5 protein-coding genes are annotated in these 20,251 nt (G+C 67.0%); 3 read left to right on the forward strand and 2 right to left on the reverse strand.

What is annotated here, in order from left to right; translation table 11 throughout:
- The first annotated feature begins 11 nt into the window (after nt 1-11).
- From BLS27_RS19570 to BLS27_RS19580, 3 genes are all read left to right on the forward strand, one after another.
- On the forward strand, nt 12-3,080 hold the full coding sequence (locus tag BLS27_RS19570) for a non-ribosomal peptide synthetase (RefSeq protein WP_090346417.1): 3,069 nt from the start codon (nt 12-14) through the stop codon (nt 3,078-3,080).
- A complete protein-coding gene (locus tag BLS27_RS19575; protein WP_090346420.1) occupies nt 3,077-14,815 on the forward strand; it encodes an amino acid adenylation domain-containing protein in 11,739 nt (3,912 codons plus the stop codon). Before BLS27_RS19570 ends, BLS27_RS19575 begins: the two co-directional genes overlap by 4 nt.
- Nucleotides 14,816-14,900: 85 nt before the next feature.
- On the forward strand, nt 14,901-15,860 hold the full coding sequence (locus BLS27_RS19580) for an alpha/beta hydrolase (RefSeq protein WP_090346424.1): 960 nt from the start codon (nt 14,901-14,903) through the stop codon (nt 15,858-15,860).
- 211 nt (nt 15,861-16,071) lie between these two features.
- Here the strand turns inward: BLS27_RS19580 and BLS27_RS19585 are convergent, their stop codons facing one another.
- Both BLS27_RS19585 and BLS27_RS19590 read right to left on the reverse strand, forming a co-directional pair.
- A complete protein-coding gene (locus tag BLS27_RS19585; RefSeq protein ID WP_090346426.1) occupies nt 16,072-18,462 on the reverse strand; it encodes a TonB-dependent siderophore receptor in 2,391 nt (796 codons plus the stop codon).
- Nucleotides 18,463-18,592: 130 nt separating this feature from the next.
- Nucleotides 18,593-20,239, reverse strand: a complete 1,647-nt coding sequence (locus BLS27_RS19590; protein ID WP_090346428.1) for a cyclic peptide export ABC transporter — start codon at nt 20,237-20,239, stop codon at nt 18,593-18,595.
- Nucleotides 20,240-20,251 lie beyond the last annotated feature (12 nt).

Raw genomic sequence — 20,251 nt, forward strand, 5'->3', positions numbered from 1 at the left:
GAGCTCCACACATGACCCTCTCCCTCCAGCCAGGCCATGACGACGTAGGCGGTGAACTGTTCCAGGCCTCTGCCCAGCAGGCGCTGGCTTTGGCCAACCAGGGCGAGCACCCAGGGCACGCCTGGGTGGTGCTCAGCGTCGCACGCCTGCCCGATGCCAGCGCGCTGTCCGCGCACCTGGCGACCCTGGGTGCGCGCCACGAAATACTGCGCACCCTATACCGCCGCCTGCCGGGCATGACCTGGCCGCTGCAGGCCGTGCAGGCGCAAGTGCCTGGCGCCGTACATGCCGAGGCCGACCGCGACCTGGACCAGGCGCTGGCCTGGGCCAGGGCCCAGGTGAGTGCAGCCGGTGCCTGCAGCGTGGCGGTGAGCGCCCTGGCCGGTGCCCAGCCACGCCTGTTGCTGCTGGGCAGCGCGGCCAGCCTCGACCGCGCCAGCCTGCTGATGGTGGCGGGCGAGTTGGCCGCCTTGTGCGAGGGCCGCGTGCTCGCCGACAACCACGAGGCGTTGCAGTACGTCGACTTCGCCGCCTGGCAGCAGGAACTGCGCGAAGATGAGCTGGGCCGCCAGGGCGCGGCGTTCTGGCAGGCGCTGGTGCGCAGCCATCAGGTCAACCACCGCCTGGCCTTCGAAACCCCAGGCCACGCCAACGCTCGCCACCAGGCCAGCCGTGCCGATCGGACGCTCGAGGCGCTGCTGTCGAGCGACGGCGGCGAGGCGCGGGTGCTGGCGCTGTGGGGCGCTTTCCTGGCCCGTATCAGCCAGCAGGACCGCTTGCTGATCGGCCTGCACGTGGAGGGCCGTAACGAGGATCTGGCCGATGCCTGTGGCGTGTTCGCCCGGGCCCTGCCGGTGGCCTTCGACCAACGCCAGGGCGCCAGCCTCGATGGGTTGACCGACGAGATGACGACCCGCCTCGAACAGTCGCGCTCCTGGCTGGACTGCCTGAACGAGTTCGACCTGGGGCTGTGCCGCTACGGCTTCGTCCATCGCCCGAACGCCGCTGAACAAAGCGTTTTGGCGCTGGACGCCGAAGGGCCGGCCGAGCGCCTGCGCCTGGTGCTAGGCGAAGGCTTGGTGCGCCTGGATGCCGATGCCGGCGCTTTCAGCGTCGAGGCCTTGCAGACGCTGCTGGGGCAGTTCCTGCACTTTGCCGGTCAGGCCCTGGTCGCGCCAGCGCAGGACCTTGCCGAGGCCGGCCTGCTCGATGAGGCTGGACGCCGGCTGGTGCTGCAGGGCTTCAACCCCCAGGCCGCCTCCCTGCGCCAGGCGCGGCAGTTGCAAGCGTTGTTCGCCGAGCAGGCCGAGCGTCAGCCCCAGGCCATCGCCTTGAGCGTGGGCGGCGAGCGGCTGACCTATGGCGAGCTGGAGCGCCTGTCGAACCAGGTGGCCAACACCTTGCGCGCCCAGGGCACAGGCCCGGACCAGGTGGTGGCGGTGTATGGCCAGCGCAGCCGCGAGCTGGTGGTGGCACTGCTGGGCATCCTCAAGGCCGGAGGCGCCTACCTGCCGCTGGACCCGAACTACCCGGCCGAGCGCCTGGCCTTCATGCTCGCCGATGCCGGTGCCGAGCAGGTGCTGGCCTGCCTGCCGCTGCCTGCGGCCTGGCAGCAGGACCCGCGTTTGACGGTCACTTCCCTGGCCGCCGATGCGCCCGTGTGGTCGGCCAGCGAGCAGGCCCCGGCGCCACTGGGCGATGCCGACAATCTGGCCTACGTGATCTACACCTCCGGCTCCACCGGCAAGCCCAAGGGGGTCATGGTCAGCCACGCCAACGCAGTGGCCTCGACCTTGGCCCGTGGGCACTTCTACCGCGAAGCGCTGGGCAATTTCCTGATGCTGTCGTCGTTCTCCTTCGACAGCTCCGTTGCCGGTGTCTTCTGGGCGTTGAGCCAGGGCGCGACACTGACCCTGCCGGACGAGCACAGCTACAAGGATCCGCAACAGCTGGCCGCGCTGATCGCCCGGGAGGGCGTGACCCATTACCTGACGCTGCCCTCGTTCCACGGGCAGATCCTCGAATACCTCGATGCACCGAGCCTGCGCTGCGTGATCGTCGCCGGCGAGGCCTGCACCCAAGAGCTTGCGCGGCGCCACAGCGAGCGCCTGGCCGGGGTTTCGCTGGTCAACGAGTACGGACCGAGCGAAGCCACCGTGTGGTCCATCGCCACCTACCTGGACCCGGCCGACGGCCATGGCATCGCCATCGGCAAGCCGGTCCAGGGCCTGCGGGTGCATGTGCTGGACGCGCAGTTCGAGCCGGTCGCGCCGGGTGTCGAGGGCGAGCTGCACGTGGCCGGCGATGGCCTGTGCCGTGGCTACCTGGCGCGGCCGTCCCTGACCGCCGAGCGCTTCTTGCCGGACCCGTTCGCCCAGGAACCGGGGCAGCGCCTGTACCGCACAGGCGATGTAGCGCGCTACCGGGTCGACGGTACCCTGGACTGTCTTGGGCGCCTGGATCATCAGGTCAAGCTGCGCGGTTTTCGCATCGAGCTGGGCGAAATCGAAAACGCCCTGCGCGCCGGGCGCGGCGTGGACGATGCCCTGGTGATCGCCCATGACACCGCGGCGGGTAAACAATTGCTGGCCTTCGTCGTTTCTACTCAGGAAGGTCACGAGCAACTGGGCCTGGACCTGCACAGCCACCTCTCCCAGGTGCTGCCCGAGCACATGCTGCCGGCGCGCATCCGGGTGCTGGAACGCTTCCCGCAGACCCCCAATGGCAAGCTCGACCGCAATGCCTTGCTGGCCCTGGACAGCCGACGCAGCCAGTACATCGCCCCGCGCACGGACCTTGAGCGCACCCTGGCCGGTATCTGGGCCGAGGCCCTGCAGGTGGACAAGGTCGGTGTGCAGGACAGCTTCTTCGAGCTCGGCGGCCACTCGCTGCTGGCCACCGCGATCCGTACCCGGATCCAGGAAGCCTTGGGCCTGACGATCCCGCTGCGGGTGTTCTTCGAGGGCGAGACCCTCGAGCGCCTGGCGCAGGAGATCGATGCATTGCGCGAGCAAGCCGGTAATCAGCAAAACACAGTGGACTCCCTGGAGGCGCTGTTCGACGAGGTTGAAGCTCTATGAATGCGGTACCGGACAGAATGCTGGCGCTGGCGCAACGGTTTGCAGGGATGTCGGCCGAAGCCCGACAGGCGCTGCAAGGCAAGATGCGCGAGCAGGGCCTGACCCTGGAAGCCCTGCCGATCCCGCCGCGTGCGGCGGGTTTGCAGGTGGTGCCGGCGTCCTACGCCCAGCAGCGGCTGTGGTTCATCTGGCAACTGGAGCCGCAGGCCAGCGCCTACAACCTGACCGGTGCCTTCCGCCTGCGCGGCCCGCTGGACCGTGCGGCCCTGGAGCAGACCCTGGCCGCGCTGCTGGCGCGTCATGAAGTACTGCGCACCACCTTCTGCCTGGAGGCGGGGGCTGTGCAGCAAGTGATCCACCCTGCGATGGCCTGCCCGCTGGAGCAGGTCGAGGCGCACGAGGCAGGCCTTCAGGCTGCCATCGCCAGCGCTGCCCGGGCACCGTTCGACCTGGCCCACGGCCCGCTGATGCGCGCCCGGTTGGTCCGGCTCGGCGCCCAGGATCATGTGTTGGTGCTCACGCTGCACCATATCGTCACCGATGGCGCCTCGTTGCCCATCCTGATCGAGGAATTCACCCGCCACTACGCGGCGTTCGCCAGCGGCCAGGCGCCGCAGGTAGAGGCCCTGCCGATCCAGTACGCCGACTTTGCCCTGTGGCAGCGGCTGTGGCTGGAGGCGGGCGAGGGCGAGCGGCAATTGCAGTATTGGCGCGAGCAGTTGGGCGATGAACACCCGCTTTTGAGCCTGCCGCTGGACCGCAAGCGCCCGAGCGTGCCCAGCCAGCAGGGCGATTGCGTCAGCGTCCAGGTGCCCGCCGCAACCTTGGAAGGCCTGCGCCAGTTGGCCCGCGAGCAGGGCTGTACGCTGTTCGTGGTGCTGCTGGCGTCGCTGCATGCGTTGCTGCACCGCTACAGCGGCGAGCACGACATCCGTGTCGGCGTGCCGGTGGCCAACCGCACACGCCAGGACGTGCAGACGCTGCTGGGCTTTTTCATCAACACCCAGGTGCTGCGCAGCCAGCCGCAGCCCGAGCAACCCTTCCTGGACCTGCTGCAGGCCCTCAAGGCTGCGGCCGTGCAAGCTCAGAGCCATCAGGACGTGCCGTTCGAACAACTGGTGGACGCGCTGCAGCCAGAACGCAGCCTGAACCAGAGCCCGCTGTTCCAGGTGATGCTCAATCATCAGCAGGCCGCCGAGGGCAGTGCCCGCTGGTCGTTGCAGGGGCTGGAGGTCGAAGTACTGGCGGTCGATGAACGCAGCACCAAGTTCGACCTGATGCTCGATACCGTCGAAGGGCCCGAGGGCTTGAGCGCGGCGTTCACCTATGCCACCGACCTGTTCGAGGCCGCCACCCTCGAGCGCATGGCGCGCCACTGGTTGAACTTGCTGCAAGCGATCGTGCGCAATCCGGCCACGGCCCTGGGCGAGCTGCCGATGCTCGATGCCGCTGAGCGCGCTGCCACCCTGGCCGAGTGGAACCCCAATCCGGCCCGGCATGAGGTGCGCGAGTGCCTGCACCAGCGCATCGAGCGCCAGGCGGCGTTGCACCCAGCGGCCACTGCGGTGGTCTGCGAGGGCGAGCGCCTGAGCTATGGCGAGCTCAACCGCCGGGCCAACCGCCTGGCCTGGCACCTGCGTGCCCAGGGCGTAGGCCCGGATGTGCGCGTGGGCATCGCCTTGCCGCGCTCGCTGGAGATGCTGGTGGGGCTGCTGGCGATCCTCAAGGCCGGCGGTGCCTATGTGTCGCTGGACCCTGAGTACCCCGAGGAGCGCCTGGCCTATCTGCTCGAAGACAGCGGCACACGCCTGCTGATCAGCCAGGCGCCGCTTGCCGCGCGCCTGCCGCAGGTCGAGGGCCTTCAGACGCTGTTGCTCGATCAGGCCGGTGACTGGCTGAGCGAGGCGCCCGAGCACGACCTACCCAACCTGACCGACCCCGACAACCTGGCCTACGTCATCTACACCTCAGGCTCCACCGGCAAGCCCAAGGGCACCTTGTTGCCCCATGCCAATGTGTTGCGCCTGTTCCAGGCCACCCAGCAGTGGTTCGGCTTCGACGAGCACGATGTGTGGACGCTGTTCCATTCCTATGCGTTCGATTTTTCGGTGTGGGAGATCTTCGGCGCATTGCTGCATGGCGGCACGCTGGTGGTGGTGCCCTATGCCACCAGCCGTTCGCCCCAGGACTTCCACCGCCTGTTGCGCGAGGAGGGCGTGACGGTGCTCAACCAGACGCCGTCGGCCTTCCGCCCGCTGATCGAGGTGGCGTGCGCGGCCCGTGACCAGGGGCCGCTGGCCCTGCGCACGGTGATCTTCGGCGGCGAGGCCCTGGCGGTGGCAGACCTGCGGCCTTGGTTCGAAGCCTTCGGCGATCGCCAGCCGCAACTGGTGAACATGTACGGCATTACCGAGACCACGGTGCACGTGAGTTACCGGCCACTGGGCTGGGCCGACCTTGAATCGAGCAACAGCAGCCCGCTGGGCGAGCCGATCGGCGATTTGTCGTGGTACGTGCTCGACAGCCGTTTGAACCCGGTGGCCAAAGGCTGCGTGGGCGAGCTGTACGTGGGCGGGGCGGGCCTGGCACGGGGCTACCATCAACGCGCGGATCTGACTGCCACGCGCTTTGTGGCCGACCCCTTCGCCGAGCGCCCTGGGGCGCGCCTGTACCGCACGGGCGATCTGGCCCGCTACAGCGCCGACGGCAGCCTCGAGTACATCGGCCGGATCGACCATCAGGTGAAGATCCGCGGTTTTCGCATCGAGCTGGGCGAGATCCAGCGCTGCCTGCAACAGCATCCGCAGGTCGCCCAGGCCCTGGTGCTGGTGCACGAGGCTGGCGCCAGCAAGCAACTGGTCGGCTACCTGGTGGTCAAGGCTGGCGTCGAGGCCGGCAGCAGCACCTTCGGCCAGGGCCTGCGTGACTACCTGCGCGGCGAGCTGCCTGACTACATGGTGCCCGCACACTTGATGGTGCTCGACGCCTGGCCGCTGACCAGCAACGGCAAGCTCGACCGCAAGGCGCTGCCCGCGCCGGGCCTGGCGCCGTCGCGAGGGGCCTGGCAAGCGCCGCAGGATGCGCTGCAGGCTGACCTGGTCACGCTCTGGGAAGAGGTGCTCAAGCGTGCGCCGGTCAGCATCGATGACAACTTCTTCGAGCTCGGTGGCGACTCGATCATCGCCATCCAGCTGGTCAGCCGTGCCCGTCAGAGCGGCATCCGCTTCAGCCCCAAGGACCTGTTCCAATACCAGACCGTGCAAAGTCTGGCGCGGGTCGCGGTGCGCAGCGAGGCGGCCGTCCACAGCGGTGCGCCGGTGGTTGGGGAGGCGCCGCTGACGCCGATCCAGCAGTGGTTCTTCGAGCAGCCCGTGGCCCATCGCGCCCACTGGAACCAGTCGGTGTTGCTGGACCTGCGCCAGCCGGTCGATGCGCAGCAGCTGCGTAGGGCGCTGGCCTGCGTGATGCGCCAGCACGACGCCCTGCGCCTGCGCTTTGCGCAGCAGGCCGGCCAGTGGCGTCAATGGCATGCCGAGGAGGGCGCCGAGCAGCCGGTGCTGCAGCACGCCCACGCCTGGGACGAGCAGGCCTTGCTGGCGCTGTGCAACCAGGCTCAGGCTAGCCTGGATCTGGCCGAGGGACCGCTGCTGCGCGCCCTGCTGGTGGACATGGCAGAGGGCGGGCAGCGCTTGCTGTTGGTGGTCCATCACCTGGTGGTGGACGGGGTGTCCTGGCGGGTGCTGCTGGAGGATCTGCAGCAGGCCCTCCAGCAATTGGCCGCCGGCGAGCAGCCGCGCCTGCCGGGCAAGACCAGCGCCTACCAGCAGTGGGCCCGGCGCCTGGTACAGCATGCGCAGAGCCCGTCATTGCTGGCCGAGGCCGCGTACTGGCACGCCCAGTACCAGGACGTGACGCCAGGCCTGCCGAGCCAGGCTGTGTCCCACCCGGTGGCGCAGGAGATCTGCGCCGTGCAGACCTGCCTGGACCCGAACCTCACCCGCCAATTGCTGCAGCAGGCCCCGGCAGCCTACCGCACCCAGGTCAACGACCTGTTGCTGACCGCCCTGGCCCAGGTGATCTGTGCCTGGACCGGCCAGGCCTCGACCCTGGTGCAGCTCGAAGGCCATGGCCGCGAAGACCTGTTCGAGGACATCGACCTGAGCCGCACGGTGGGGTGGTTCACCTCGATCTTCCCGGTCAAGCTGACCCCGGCGCTGGATGCCGGCGCCAGCATCAAGGCCGTCAAGGAGCAACTGCGTGCGGTGCCGAACAAAGGTATCGGTTTCGCCATCCTGCGCTATTTGGCCGACGTGGGGCTGGGGGCGCTGCCGGCACCGGCCATCACCTTCAACTACATGGGCCAGTTCGATGCCAGCTTCGATGCACAGGCGGCTTGGCAACCGGCACGCGAGCGCGGCGGTGACGAGCAGGCGCCGGGCAACACAGTGCTCGAAGGCCTGAGCATCAATGGGCAGGTGTATGGCGGCGAGCTGTGCCTGAGCTGGTCGTTCGACCCGCGCCGCTTCGCCCAGACCCAGATGCAGGCCCTGGCCGACGCCTATGGCCAGGCCTTGCGTGCGCTGGTCGAGCACTGCCTGGCCAGCGATGGCGGGCTGACACCGGCCGATGTACCGCTGGCGCAACTGCACCAGGCGCAGCTCGATGCCCTGAACCTTGTGGCGCGCGACGTCGAAGACCTTTACCCGCTGTCGCCGATGCAGCAGGGCATGCTGTTCCACAGCCTCTACGACGATGAGCCAGGCGCCTACGTTCACCAACTGCGCCTGGACGTCGAAGGCCTGGACGTCGAAGCCTTGCGGGCGGCCTGGCAGGGGGCGCTGGACGCCCATGACACCCTGCGTGCGCGCTTTTTGTGGGGCGATGAACTGCGCCAGCCGTTGCAGGCGATCGGGCGCCAGGTGCGTCTGCCGCTGGAACGGCTGGACTATCGCGGCCAGCCGCGCAGTGCCCTGGAGGCATTCGCCGAAGCTGACCGTCAGCGCGGTTTCGATCTGGCCCAGGCACCGCTGCTGCGGGTCAGCGTGCTGGACACCGCCGAAGGCCGGCAGCACCTGATCGTCACGCACCACCACATCCTGCTCGATGGCTGGAGCACCTCGCAGTTGCTCGGCGAAGTGATGCAGCGTTATGCCGGCCAGACCCCGGCCAGCAGTGCCAGCCGCTACCGCGACTACATGGCCTGGCTCGTCGTCCAGGATGCCCAGTCCGCCCAGGACTTCTGGAGCGCCCAGCTGGCGCCGCTCGAAGAGCCGACTTTGCTGGCCAATGGTGCTCAGGCCGAGCCTGGCGCAACGGGCTTCGGAGAATATTTCCAGGTGCTCGACCCGGCGACCAGCGAGCGCCTGGGCGCGTTTGCCCGGCAGCACAAGGTCACCCTCAACAGCTTGGTGCAGGCCGCCTGGCTGCTGCTGTTGCAGCGCTACAGCGGGCAAGCCTGCGTGGCTTTCGGCGCCACCGTGGCTGGCCGTCCGGTAGACCTGCCGGGCATCGAGCAGCAGTTGGGCCTGTTCATCAACACCCTGCCGGTGATCGCCCGCCCTGAACCCGGGCAATCGGTGGCGCAGTGGGTACAGGCGATCCAGGCGCTGAACCTGGACCTGCGCGAGTACGAGCACAGTCCGCTGGCCGAGGTGCAGCGCCTGGCAGGGCTGGGCAATCTGTTCGACACCTTGCTGGTATTCGAGAACTACCCGCTGGCCGAGGCGCTGCAGCAGGGACCGGACACGGGCTTGCGCATCCTCGATGTGCAAGGTCGCGAACAGACCCATTTCCCGCTGACGGTTTCGGCCGACTTCGGCGCGCGCCTGTCGCTGCGCTACAACTATGCCCGCAGCGCCTTTGGCGACACCTTCATCGCCAGCCTGCACGAGCACCTGTGCAACCTGTTGCAGGCCATGGCCGCAGCGCCTGAGCAGGCGCTGGGCCAATTGACGCTGCTGGGGGATTCGGAGCGCGATTTGCAACTGCTGGCCTGGAACGACACCCAGGTGGCCTTCGCGCCAATGCAACCGGTGCATCGGCTGTTCGAGTCGCAGGCCGAGCGTGCGGGGCAGGCGCCGGCACTGGTGTTTGGCGATCAGCAACTGGACTACGCCGAGCTCAACCGCCAGGCCAACCGCCTGGCGCACCGCTTGCGCGCGCACGGGGTGGGCCCGGAGGTGCTGGTCGGCATCGCCGCCGAGCGCTCCCTGGAACTGGTGATTGGCCTGTTGGCTGTCCTCAAGGCCGGTGGCGCCTACGTACCGATGGATCCGGACTACCCGGCCGAGCGCCTGCAGTACATGCTCGAGGACAGCGGCGTGGGCTTGCTGCTCAGCCACAGCACCCTGGTAGCGCGCTTGCCGCTGGTCGATGGCGTCCAGGTGCTGTGCCTGGATCAGCTGGACCTCACCCAAGGCCCGGACCACAACCTGGACCTGGCCCTGGACGGCGCTTCGCTGGCGTACATGATCTACACCTCGGGTTCCACCGGCCGACCCAAGGGCGCGGGCAACCGTCACGACGCTTTGTACAACCGCCTGGCCTGGATGCAGGCGGCCTACCCGCTGGGCGCGGGGGACACGGTGTTGCAGAAGACGCCGTTCAGCTTCGATGTGTCGGTGTGGGAGTTCTTCTGGCCGCTGATGGTCGGCGCCCGCCTGGCCATCGCCGAGCCCGGGGCGCATCGGGACCCGGCGCAACTGGTGGCGCTGATCAACCGTCACCAGGTCGATACGCTGCATTTCGTGCCGTCGATGTTGCAGGCGTTCGTGCGCGACGAGGGCGCGGCCTCCTGTCACAGCCTGCGCCAGGTGATCTGCAGTGGCGAGGCGTTGCCCGCCGAATTGCAACGCCAGGTGCTGCGCGTGCTGCCCAAGGCCGGGCTGTACAACCTGTACGGCCCCACCGAGGCGGCCATCGACGTGACTCACTGGACCTGCCGCGACGACGGTGGGCACAGCGTGCCGATCGGCCGTCCCATCGCCAACCTGCGTACCTATATCCTCGACGACAGCCTGCAGCTCCAGGCCGTGGGCCGGGTCGGTGAGCTGTATTTGGGCGGCGTGGGCCTGGCGCGCGGTTACCACCAGCGCCCTGGGCTGACCGCCGAGCGTTTCGTCGCCTCGCCATTCGACGCCGGCCAGCGGCTGTACCGCACCGGCGACCTGGCCCGCTACCGCGCCGACGGGGTGATCGAATACATCGGCCGAATCGACCATCAGGTGAAGATCCGCGGCCTGCGCATCGAACTGGGCGAAATCGAGGCCGCCCTGGTCGAACAGCCCGGCGTCGCCGAAGCCGTGGTACTGGCGCTGGAGGTGGGCAAGAGCACGCAACTGGTGGCGTATCTGGTACCCAGTGCCGGCGCGCTCGACCCCGCGGTGCTCAAGGCTGCCCTGGCCGAGCGACTGCCCGAGCACATGCAACCGGCTCAATTGATCGAACTCGAACGCATGCCGGTGACGGCCAACGGCAAACTCGACCGGCGCCGTCTGCCGGCACCTGAGGCGCGCACGCGTCAGGGGCGCGCACCGGCCACGCTTGAGGAAGCGAGCTTGCTGGCGGTCTGGCAGGCGCTGTTCGAGCGCGACGACATCAGCGTCGAAGATGACTTCTTCGAACTCGGTGGCGACTCGATCGTGTCGATCCAGGCCGTGGCCCTGGCGCGCAAGGCGGGGCTGTCGATCACGCCCAAGGATGTGTTCAGCCACCCGACCCTGGAGGCTTTGGCCCAGGTCGCCACCGCCCTGGCACCGGCGCTCGAGACGCCGGTGGCGCGGGTGTCGGTGGGGCTTTCGCAGGCCCAACTGGCGCGCCTTGGGCTCACTGCCGCGCAAGTGGAGGACGCCTACCCGCTGTCGCCCATGCAGCAGGGCATGCTGTTCCACGGGCTGCAGGACAGCGACGATGGCCTGTACGTCAACCAGATCGAAGTAGGCGTGGTGGGCGTGGATCCGCAGCGCATGCTTGCGGCGTGGGAGGCGGTAGCCCGCCGCCACGCGATCCTGCGCACCGCGTTCCTCTGGGAGGGCGAGCAGGAGCCGCTGCAGGTGGTGCTGCGCGAAGTGCCGCCGCTGCTGAGCGTGCTCGACTGGCGCAACCGCGCCGACGCCCGGCAGACCGTGCGCGTGCTGGCCGATGCCGAGCGCGAGCAGGGCTTTGCCCTGGGGAGCGCGCCGTTGCTGCGGGTGCTGTTGGTGCGCATCGATGAGCAGCGGTACCGGCTGATCTGGACCTACCACCACATCCTCATGGATGGCTGGAGCGTCTCGCGGCTGATCGGTGACGTGCTGCGCCACTACAGTGGCCAGGCGCTGTCTCCGGTGGCCGAGTACCGTCATTACATCGGCTGGCTGCAGCGCCAGGATCCGCTGACCAGCGAAGCGTTCTGGAAGACTGCGCTGGCAGCGCTGGAAGGGCCGACGCACCTTGCCCGTGCCGTACCGGTCAAGCAGCCGCAGGCGGGCTATCACGCGCTCTACACCCAGCTGGATGCAACGCAGACCACGCGCCTGCAGCAGTTCGCCCAGGGGCAAAGGGTGACCCTCAACACCTTGGTCCAGGCGGCCTGGCTGCTGCTGTTGCAGCGTTACAGCGGCCAGCGCACGGTGACCTTCGGCGCCACCGTGTCGGGGCGTCCGGAAACCCTGGAAGGCGCCGAGCAGATGCTTGGGCTGTTCATCAACACCTTGCCGGTGGTCAGTAGCGTACCGACCACCCAGGCCGTGGGCGACTGGCTGCGTGAGCTGCAGGCCTACAACCTGTGCATCCGCGATCACCAGCACACGCCACTGGGCGATATCCAGCGCTGGGCCGGGCAGGGCGGCCAGGCGCTGTTCGACAGCATCATCGTGTTCGAGAACCAGCCGGTCGATCGCACGCTGCGCGAGTGGGACGGCGACTCACTGCGCTTTGAGGAGGTATCGGACTTCGGCCTGACCAGCTTTGCCATGGACCTGATGGTCAGCGTGGAGGAGGGCGGTCTGCGCATCGAGTACATGCACCAGCGTTCGCACTTTGATCCTGCGACGGTCGAGCAGATACGCGCGCACATGGAAAGCCTGCTTTGCAGGCTGTGCGACGATGCCCTCCAGCCGGTCGGCTGTCTGGGCCTGGTCGAGGGCGCGCCACGCCAGTTGCAGGCGGCCGCGCCAACTGTGGTCAACACCCCGGTGCATGAGCTGATTGCCCGTCGCGCCCGGGAGCTGCCACAACACCCAGCGTTGGTGCTGGGCGAGCAAGTGCTCGACTACGCTACCCTCGAGCGCCGCGCCACGGCCTTGGCCGTGCGTCTGCAAGCGTTGGGTGTAGGGCCGGAAACCGTGGTGGGCGTGTTCATGGAGCGCTCGCTGGAGCTGGTGGTGTCGCTGCTGGCGGTACTCAAGAGCGGCGGTGCCTATGTGCCGCTGGACCCGGAGTACCCAGCCGAGCGCCTGCGCTACATGATGGCCGACGCGGGCATGGCGGTGTTGCTGACCCAGCATCGCCTGCAGGATCGGGTGACCCTGTCGTCGTCGGTAACCTGCCTTGCGGTCGATACGCTGGTACTCGATGAAACGGTCGATGCCTCGGGCTTGCCGGCGGTTCAGGACCTGGGCCTGGCCTACCTGATCTACACCTCGGGTTCTACCGGCAAGCCCAAGAGTGTCGCCGTGGCCCATGGGGCGATCAGCATGCATGTGCAGGCTATCGCCCAGCTCTACGAGATGGACCACGACAGCCGCGAGCTGCACTTCATGTCGTTCGCCTTCGATGGCGCCCATGAGCGTTGGATCACCACGTTGATCAGTGGCGGCACCCTGGTGATCCGTGACAACAACCTGTGGACCGCCGAGCAGACCTTGCAGGTGCTCAAGGCGCAACGCATCACCATCGCCTGCTTCCCGCCGGCGTACTTGCTGGAGCTGGCCGAGCAGGCCGAACGCCAAGGCGAGGCGCCGGCCGTGCGCATCTACTGCTTTGGCGGTGATGCAGTACCGGATGCCAGCTTCGAGCGGGTCAAGCGCAGCCTGGCGCCACAGTACCTGGTCAACGGCTATGGCCCGACCGAGACCGTGGTCACGCCGCTGCTGTGGAAGACCCCGGCGAGCGGGCATTGCCAGGCAATGTATGCGCCGATCGGTCTGGCGGTGGGGGCGCGGACCCTGTACGTGCTCGATGGCGACCTCAATCCCTTGCCGCCGGGCCTGGTCGGTGAGCTGTTCATCGGTGGCGAGGGCGTTGCCCGCGGCTACCATCACCACCGCGGCCAGACCGCCGAGCGCTTCATCGCCGACCCGTTCGGCGCGCCGGGAGCGCGGCTGTACCGCACGGGCGATTTGGTGCGCATGCGCGCCGATGGCGTAGTGGATTACGTGGGGCGCGTCGACCATCAGGTCAAGGTTCGGGGCTTCCGGATCGAGCTGGGCGAGATCGAGGCGAGGCTGCGCGAACAGACCGGGGTCAAGGATGCCTTGGTGGTGGTGCGCGACACACCGCAAGGCCGCCAGCTGATCGGTTATGTGGTCGCCGCTGCCGAACAGGGGTTGAGCCAGCGCCTGCTGGCGGCCCTGCGCGAGCGCCTGCCGGACTACATGGTGCCGGCCCAGGTGGTGGTGCTGGCGCAGTTCCCGCTCACGCCCAATGGCAAGCTCGACCGCAAGGCGCTGCCGGACCCTGACTTCGGTGCCCGCGAATTCGTTGCACCGCGCACGCCCCTGCAGGCGGCGCTGGCGCAGGTCTGGCAACAGGTGCTGGGTGTCGATCAGGTGGGCATCACCGACAACTTCTTCGAGCTGGGCGGCGATTCGCTGCGCACCTTGAAGGTGATCTCCCAGGTACGGGCGATGCCGGGGCTGGGCTTCGAACTCAAGCTGCGCGACATGATGGCCAACCCGACCATCGCCGGCCTGACCGCCGCCCAGGGCCAGGCGCCGGAGCCGTTGCTGCTGCTCAACCAACCGGTGACGGATGCAGCGCCGCTGTTCTGCCTGCATGCAGGGTTCGGCACAGTGTTCGACTACGAGCCCCTGGCCCGGCGCCTGGAAGGGCAGCGCACGGTGTACGGCGTGCAGTGCCGGATGCTGCTGGACCGCCAGTGGCAAGACTTGTCGCTGGCGCAGATGGCCAGTGACTACGCCGCTGCCATTCGCGTTCGCCAGCCCCAGGGGCCGTATCACTTGCTGGGCTGGTCGCTCGGCGGCAGTCTGGCACTGCTGGTGGCTCAGGTCCTGGAGGGCCAAGGGCAGAGCGTACGCTGGCTGGGCCTGGTGGACAGCTACGTGCCGCTGGGCACCCGTGAGCAGGCCGAAGCGCTGCGCGAAGACCTGCAGGCCTTCCTCTGCGCCACCCTGGGGATGGACCCGGACGCGGTGCAACCAGTGCTCGACGGGCACAGGGCGATCGAGGCCCAGGAGGTGGGTGGGTTGATTGCCGAGGTGATCCAGCGTCAGCCACAACAGGGCGCGGGTTATGCCTTGCTCGGGGCCGATGAGCTGGCGCATACCTTCATGGTCAGCCAGCGGCTCAAGCAAATGTCGCGCGAGCTGCCGATGTTGCCGGTGGTCAAGGCCGAGCTGCGTTGCTGGTGGGCCAGTGCCAACCCGACCGGTGAGCGAGCGGCGCTCGAAGCGCAGCAACCGCGTATTGCCCACACCGAGGTGGTGCGCGCCAGCCACTACGACATCCTGCATAGCCCCGGCTGCCTTGATGGGGTGTTGGCGACCCTGGAGCCGGTGCGGCTGCCTCAAGCCTGACCGGCCAGTCTGGCGGTTTGCAGTAAATAGCCACGCCCGGCTTACGTTAGTGAGTCGAGCGTGGTTTTTTTTTGGAGACCGATCGATGCCGCTGCACCCTGATATTGAAGGATTTCTCGAACTGGTGGAGTTCGGTCGCCTGACCGGCAAGAGCCAGCCCATGCATGAACTGTCGCCGCAACAGGCACGCGAGCAGTTCGCCCAAGCTTCACGGCTGCTGGACAGCGCCCCAGCCGGCAACCTGGAAATCACCCAGCTGACGATCCCCAGCCGCGACGGCCAGCCCCTGGCGGCGAGGGCCTATCAGCGTGCCCAGGGTGCGGAGCGACTGCGTCCGGTATTGGTGTATTTCCATGGGGGTGGCTATGTGGTGGGGAGCCTGGATTCCCACGACACCCTATGTCGTCGCCTGGCCTTGGCGGGGGACTTCGTGGTGCTGTCGGCGGACTACCGGTTGGCGCCGGAGCACAAGTTCCCCACCGCATTCAACGATGCCGAGGACGTGGCGCTGTGGCTGCTCAATGAAGGCGCCCGTCATGGCCTGGATGCCGGGCGGGTGGCGTTGGCAGGCGACAGCGTCGGCGGCAGCCTGGTGGCCGCGCTGGCGATCCGCGCCGCTTCGGCCCCGGAGCAACTGGCGTTGCGGCCGAAGGTCCAGGTGCTGCTGTACCCGGTGCTGGACGCGGCGGTGGAGCGACCCTCGCTGGAACGCTTCGCCGAGGGCTACCTGCTGGAGAAGCAGTCGCTGCGCTGGTTCTACCGGCAGTACGAACGTGATACTGCAGACCGGCTGGACTGGCGCTTCTCGCCGATCCATGCCCAGCTGCCAGCGCAACTGGCGCCGACGATCTTGTGGCTGGCCGAGTTCGATCCACTGCTCGATGAAGGCCTGGCTTATGCCGAACGGGTGCGCGGGGCTGGGCTCGAGATCGACTGCGAGGTCAAGGCAGGCATGACACACGACTTTGCACGCATGGGCGAGGTGGTAGGCGAAGTGCCCGAAATGCTGACGACGCTGGCGCAGGAAATCCAGCGGCGGCTCTGAGCGCTTGGGGGCCGCTGCGTGGCCCATTAGGGGCGCAGCGGTTTTGCTTGCTTTTTCCAAGAAAAAAGTAAGCCGCCGTAAGGGCGCAAGGGTGAATCAGCGTCACCCAGCTCAATGGCTAAGCCCACAAACCTCAGAACCGACACAGCCCCAACGAAAAAGCCGGAGCCCACACACGTGGCTCCGGCCTCCTGGTCCTGCCTGGCGCCGATCAGTAGCGGGCGCGCAAGGTCAAGGTCAGATTCCGCGGTTCGCCATAGAAGTTCGACCCCCAGGCACTATCAACCCGGTCGTAGTACTTGCGATCGAACAGGTTGTTGGCGGTCAGGGTCGAGCTCAGGTGCTCGCTGAATTTGTAGCCCACCTGCGCGGTGGTCACCGCGTAGCCACCCTGAACGAAGTCGACATCACCGCGTCTGTAGGAGGTTTCGCTGACCACACGGGTACCCCCGGCCACATGGAAGCCTTTGAGCGCGCCGTCGAGGAACTCGTATTTGGTCCACAGATTGAAGTTGTGCTTGGGCGTGATGGTGCTGAACTGGCTGCCTTTGCTCACGCCGTTGGTGGTGTCGTCCTCCAGCAGCTTGGTCATGGTGAAGGCATAGCCGGTGGCGATGCTCCAGTTGTCGGTCAGGTTGCCGGTCAGCTCGGTTTCCCAGCCTTGGCTGCGCACCTTGCCGCTGGCTTCGTAGCCATTGACGCCGTTCCACTGGGCACGGTTCTCGTCGAAGATCTGGAACATCGCCAGGGATGCGTTCAGGCGACCATCGAGCAGTTCCTGCTTCAGGCCCACTTCATACTGCTTGCCCTTGTGCGGGCCGACCATCTGCTTGCCGGTGGCGTCGGTTTCGCTCTGGGGCTTGAACACGCTGGTGTAGCTGGCGTAGGCCGAAAGCTCGGGGGTCAGCTTGTAGACGATGGCGCCATAGGGAATGGCCTTGGCGTTGGTCTCGGTGGACGGGTTGCCGAAGTTGTTGAAGAAGGTGTTGGCGTTCTTCGCGTCAGCTTCGAACCAGGTCACGCGGCTGCCCAGGATCACGTCCAGCTCGTCGGTGACACTGAGCTTGGTGCGGCCGTAGATCCCGTACTGCTCACTCTTGGAGTAGTTGAAGTTGGTGTGCGGCATGTCCAGGTGCGGCAGGTCGTTGGCGCCGCCGATGCCGATCGGAAAGCCGTCCGCCCAGCCGTCGCCGTCAAGGTCCGCTGTGCCGTAGGTGAAGGCTTTGTCCAGGTGCTGGTATTCGCCACCGAGGGTGAACTCGTGGGTACGACCGGCGAAGGTGAATGGCGAGGTGACGAAGCTGTCCAGACCCATGGTCTTGATGCGGGTGTAGTAGGAGTACATCGACGCGATGGCGGTATTGGTCGCCGGGTCCACGCCGTCGGTGGTCCAGGTGAACTCGCGGGTGGGGGTGCGGGCATCGCGGTAGGTCAGCGAGGTCTTCCACTGGCCGCCATTGTCCAGGGCGTGGTCGAGTTCGGTGAAGGCTTCCCAGGTCTCTTCCTTGAGCGTGTTCCACTTGGCATCGATGTAGGTGTGACGGCCCACATCCAGCAGCTTGCCGTTGGCATAGGCCGGCAGGCCGAACGCCGGAGTGGAGTCGTTCTTCTGGTAGGCACCACCGAACGACAGGGTGGTGCTCGGGTCCAGGTCCATTTCCAGGCGACCATAGAACATCGGGCGCTCGTTCTCGACATAGTCGACGAACGATTTGTTGTTCTCGTAGGCGGTGACCGCACGGCCGCGGATCGTGCCTTCGGCATTCAGCGGGCCGGTGACGTCGACCATGGTGCGATAGCGGTCCCAGGAACCTGCGGCCACCTCGCCGTTCAGGGCGAAGGTGTCCAGGGCGCGCTTGCGCACCACGTTGATGGTACCGGCCGGCTCGCCGGACCCTGCGTACAGGCCGCTCGGGCCGCGCAGCACTTCGACGCGGTCATACATGGCCAGGTCGAAGCTGGTGGCCATGTCGCCTTGGCCGGTGATCTGCGAGACGCCATCGACCTGCACCTGGTCCACCAAAAAGCCGCGCATGTACACGTCGTTCAGGCTTGAGCCGGTGTTGTAGGTCTTGATGGTGGCGCCGGTGACCTGGCGCATCGCGTCCTGCAGGTTGTTCATGTTCTGGTCATCCATGCGCTGGCGGGTGACCACGGTCACCGACTGCGGGATGTCCTTCAGGCGCTCGGTGCCTTTGCCGATGGTGACCGCCTGGGCCGCGTAGGAGTGCGTGCCTTCGGAGATGGCGCTCAGGGCCTGGCCGTCGATCTGGATGTTCCCCAACTCCAGAGCGTCGCCCGCCGAGGGCCCCTGCAAGGTGACCTGGGAGCCGTCGATGCTGTAGCGCACGCCGGTGCCTTGCAGCATCTGGCGCAGCGCTTGCTGCGGCTCAAGGCGACCGTTCACCGCGGTGGAGCGCTTGCCGCCGACGGTGTCAGGGCTGAACAGGATCTGCAGGTTGGTCTGCTGGCCGAGGGCTTGCAGTGCCGAGCCCAGCGGTTGCGACGGGATGTTCAACTGAATTTCCTGGGCCTGGACCAGCGCTGCGCAGGGCAGCATGAGGGCCAGGGCCAACGGTGACAGTGCGTGTTTGACAGACATCGTGCTTCCTTTGAAGGAACTTGTAATTTTTGGGTGAATGAGAGTTGTTCGTATTCAAGGAGAAGACGCATAGCCTTCTGGAAACCGGAAAAAATTCTTGCAGGTAGGGGTAAAAAAGACGCGCCTGGGGTCAGGCGCGCTCGGTCAAGGGATGCAATTGGCCGCCACGTACTTCGATGAGCTGGTCGGCCAGGTCGAAGTAGCGGTCGTCGTGGGAGATCACGATCACGGTCTTGCCCTGGCGTTTGAGGTCCGGCAACAGCTCGGTGTAGAAGACCTTGCGAAACGCCGGATCCTGATCGGCGGCCCACTCGTCGAACACCAGCACCGGACGCTCGTCGAGCCAGGCGTGCAGCAGGGCCAGGCGTTTGCGCTGACCGGTGGAGAGGTCGGTGGTCGAGAACGCGCCGTCGCGGATGGTCACCTTGTGCGCCAGCTCCAGGCGCTCGAGGTAGGCCTGGGTGTGCTCGGGGAGCACGCCCTTGCGTTCGAGCAGTTCCTGGAAAAGGAAGAAGTCGGCGAACACGGTGGTGAACAGCTGGCGATAGTCGTCACGCTGGGCAGGGCCGACGGCCTGGCCGTTGAGCAGTACCTGGCCGCTGTCGGGTTCGTACAGGCCCAGCAACAGCTTGATCAGGGTGGTCTTGCCGCTGCCGTTCTGGCCGACGATGAACAGCAGTTCACCTGGCGTGACCGTCAGATCGAATGGCCCCATGCGAAATGGTGGCAAGCCGTCGACGCTGGGGAAGGCATAGGTCAGTCCACGCAGCTCCAGGCTTTTGAGCACAGGGCGTGCGCCGGTCTCGTTGGCGGGGAGCAGGAACGGCTCGGGCGTGGAGAACGCGGCGTTCATGTCGGCGATGCGCTTGAGGGCGACGGCGTTGCGGCTGATCAGCGGCAGCAGGCTGAGCACCGATTCCATCGGGCCTTTCATGAACAGCAAGGTCATGATGAAGCCGCTGAGCACGCTGTTTTCGACCGGCACCCCCCAGGTCTGCTGGGCCAGGCACAAGCCGATGACCATGAAGAACAGCAGCGAGCCGAAGGTGCTGGCACTCAGGAAGATGTTCACCGAGCGGATTTGCAGTGCGGCGATGCGCTGCACGGTGGGAATCACCTGCTCGCGGTACAGCGTGTGCCGGCGCTGGCGGTGCATGCGCAGTTCCTTGGCGCCCTCGGCCATGCTGCGGTAGTACTTCTGCAACTGGTCTTCTTCTTCGCGGGCGGCTTCGAAGCCGCCCATGCCATGGCTGCGCGCCACGTACTGGGCGATGCAGCCAAGCACCACAGCGCTGGCGGTGATCAGGAACAGCGTCCCATCGAGCATGGCCAGGTAGCCCAGGCAACCCAAGGTCACGGTCAGCGAGACGATCAGCTGCGGCAGGCCGAAGGTGAAGTCGCTCACGGTGTCGATGTCGTGGGTCAGCACCGGGATCAGGCGATGGCTGCGGTAGCGTTCCAACTGCTCGATTGGGGCGCAGAGTACCTTGCCGCCCAACGAGATGCGCAGGCGCGCGATCACCTGCTGGCCAACGTAATTGGTGCCGATGTTCGCGGCGATGGCGCAGCCCAGGGCCAGCGCGCACAGTCCGGCGAAGCCGAGCATGACCGCGCTGGCGATAGCCTGCTCGCTGTGCATCAGGGCGTTGATCCTCGCCAGCAGTGCGGTCACGCTCAGGCCGCCGACGATCCCCAGCACGATGGAGACGGCCAGGGTGGGCAGCAGCGGGCGCAGGATCGACAGCAGTTCGCGGGATGTAGCCTTTGTCGAGCTCATGAAGCGTCCTCA

This window comes from Pseudomonas guariconensis, assembly GCF_900102675.1.
GTDB classification, from domain to species: Bacteria; Pseudomonadota; Gammaproteobacteria; order Pseudomonadales; family Pseudomonadaceae; genus Aquipseudomonas; species Aquipseudomonas guariconensis.

What these genes read in the sequence shown, in the direction of transcription:
- BLS27_RS19570 (WP_090346417.1), top strand. Translation starts at nt 12, where the DNA reads ATGACCCTCTCCCTCCAGCCAGGCCATGACGACGTAGGCGGTGAACTG.
- BLS27_RS19575 (WP_090346420.1), top strand. Translation starts at nt 3,077, where the DNA reads ATGAATGCGGTACCGGACAGAATGCTGGCGCTGGCGCAACGGTTTGCA.
- BLS27_RS19590 (WP_090346428.1), bottom strand. Translation starts at nt 20,239, where the DNA reads ATGAGCTCGACAAAGGCTACATCCCGCGAACTGCTGTCGATCCTGCGC.
- BLS27_RS19580 (WP_090346424.1), top strand. Translation starts at nt 14,901, where the DNA reads ATGCCGCTGCACCCTGATATTGAAGGATTTCTCGAACTGGTGGAGTTC.
- BLS27_RS19585 (WP_090346426.1), bottom strand. Translation starts at nt 18,462, where the DNA reads ATGTCTGTCAAACACGCACTGTCACCGTTGGCCCTGGCCCTCATGCTG.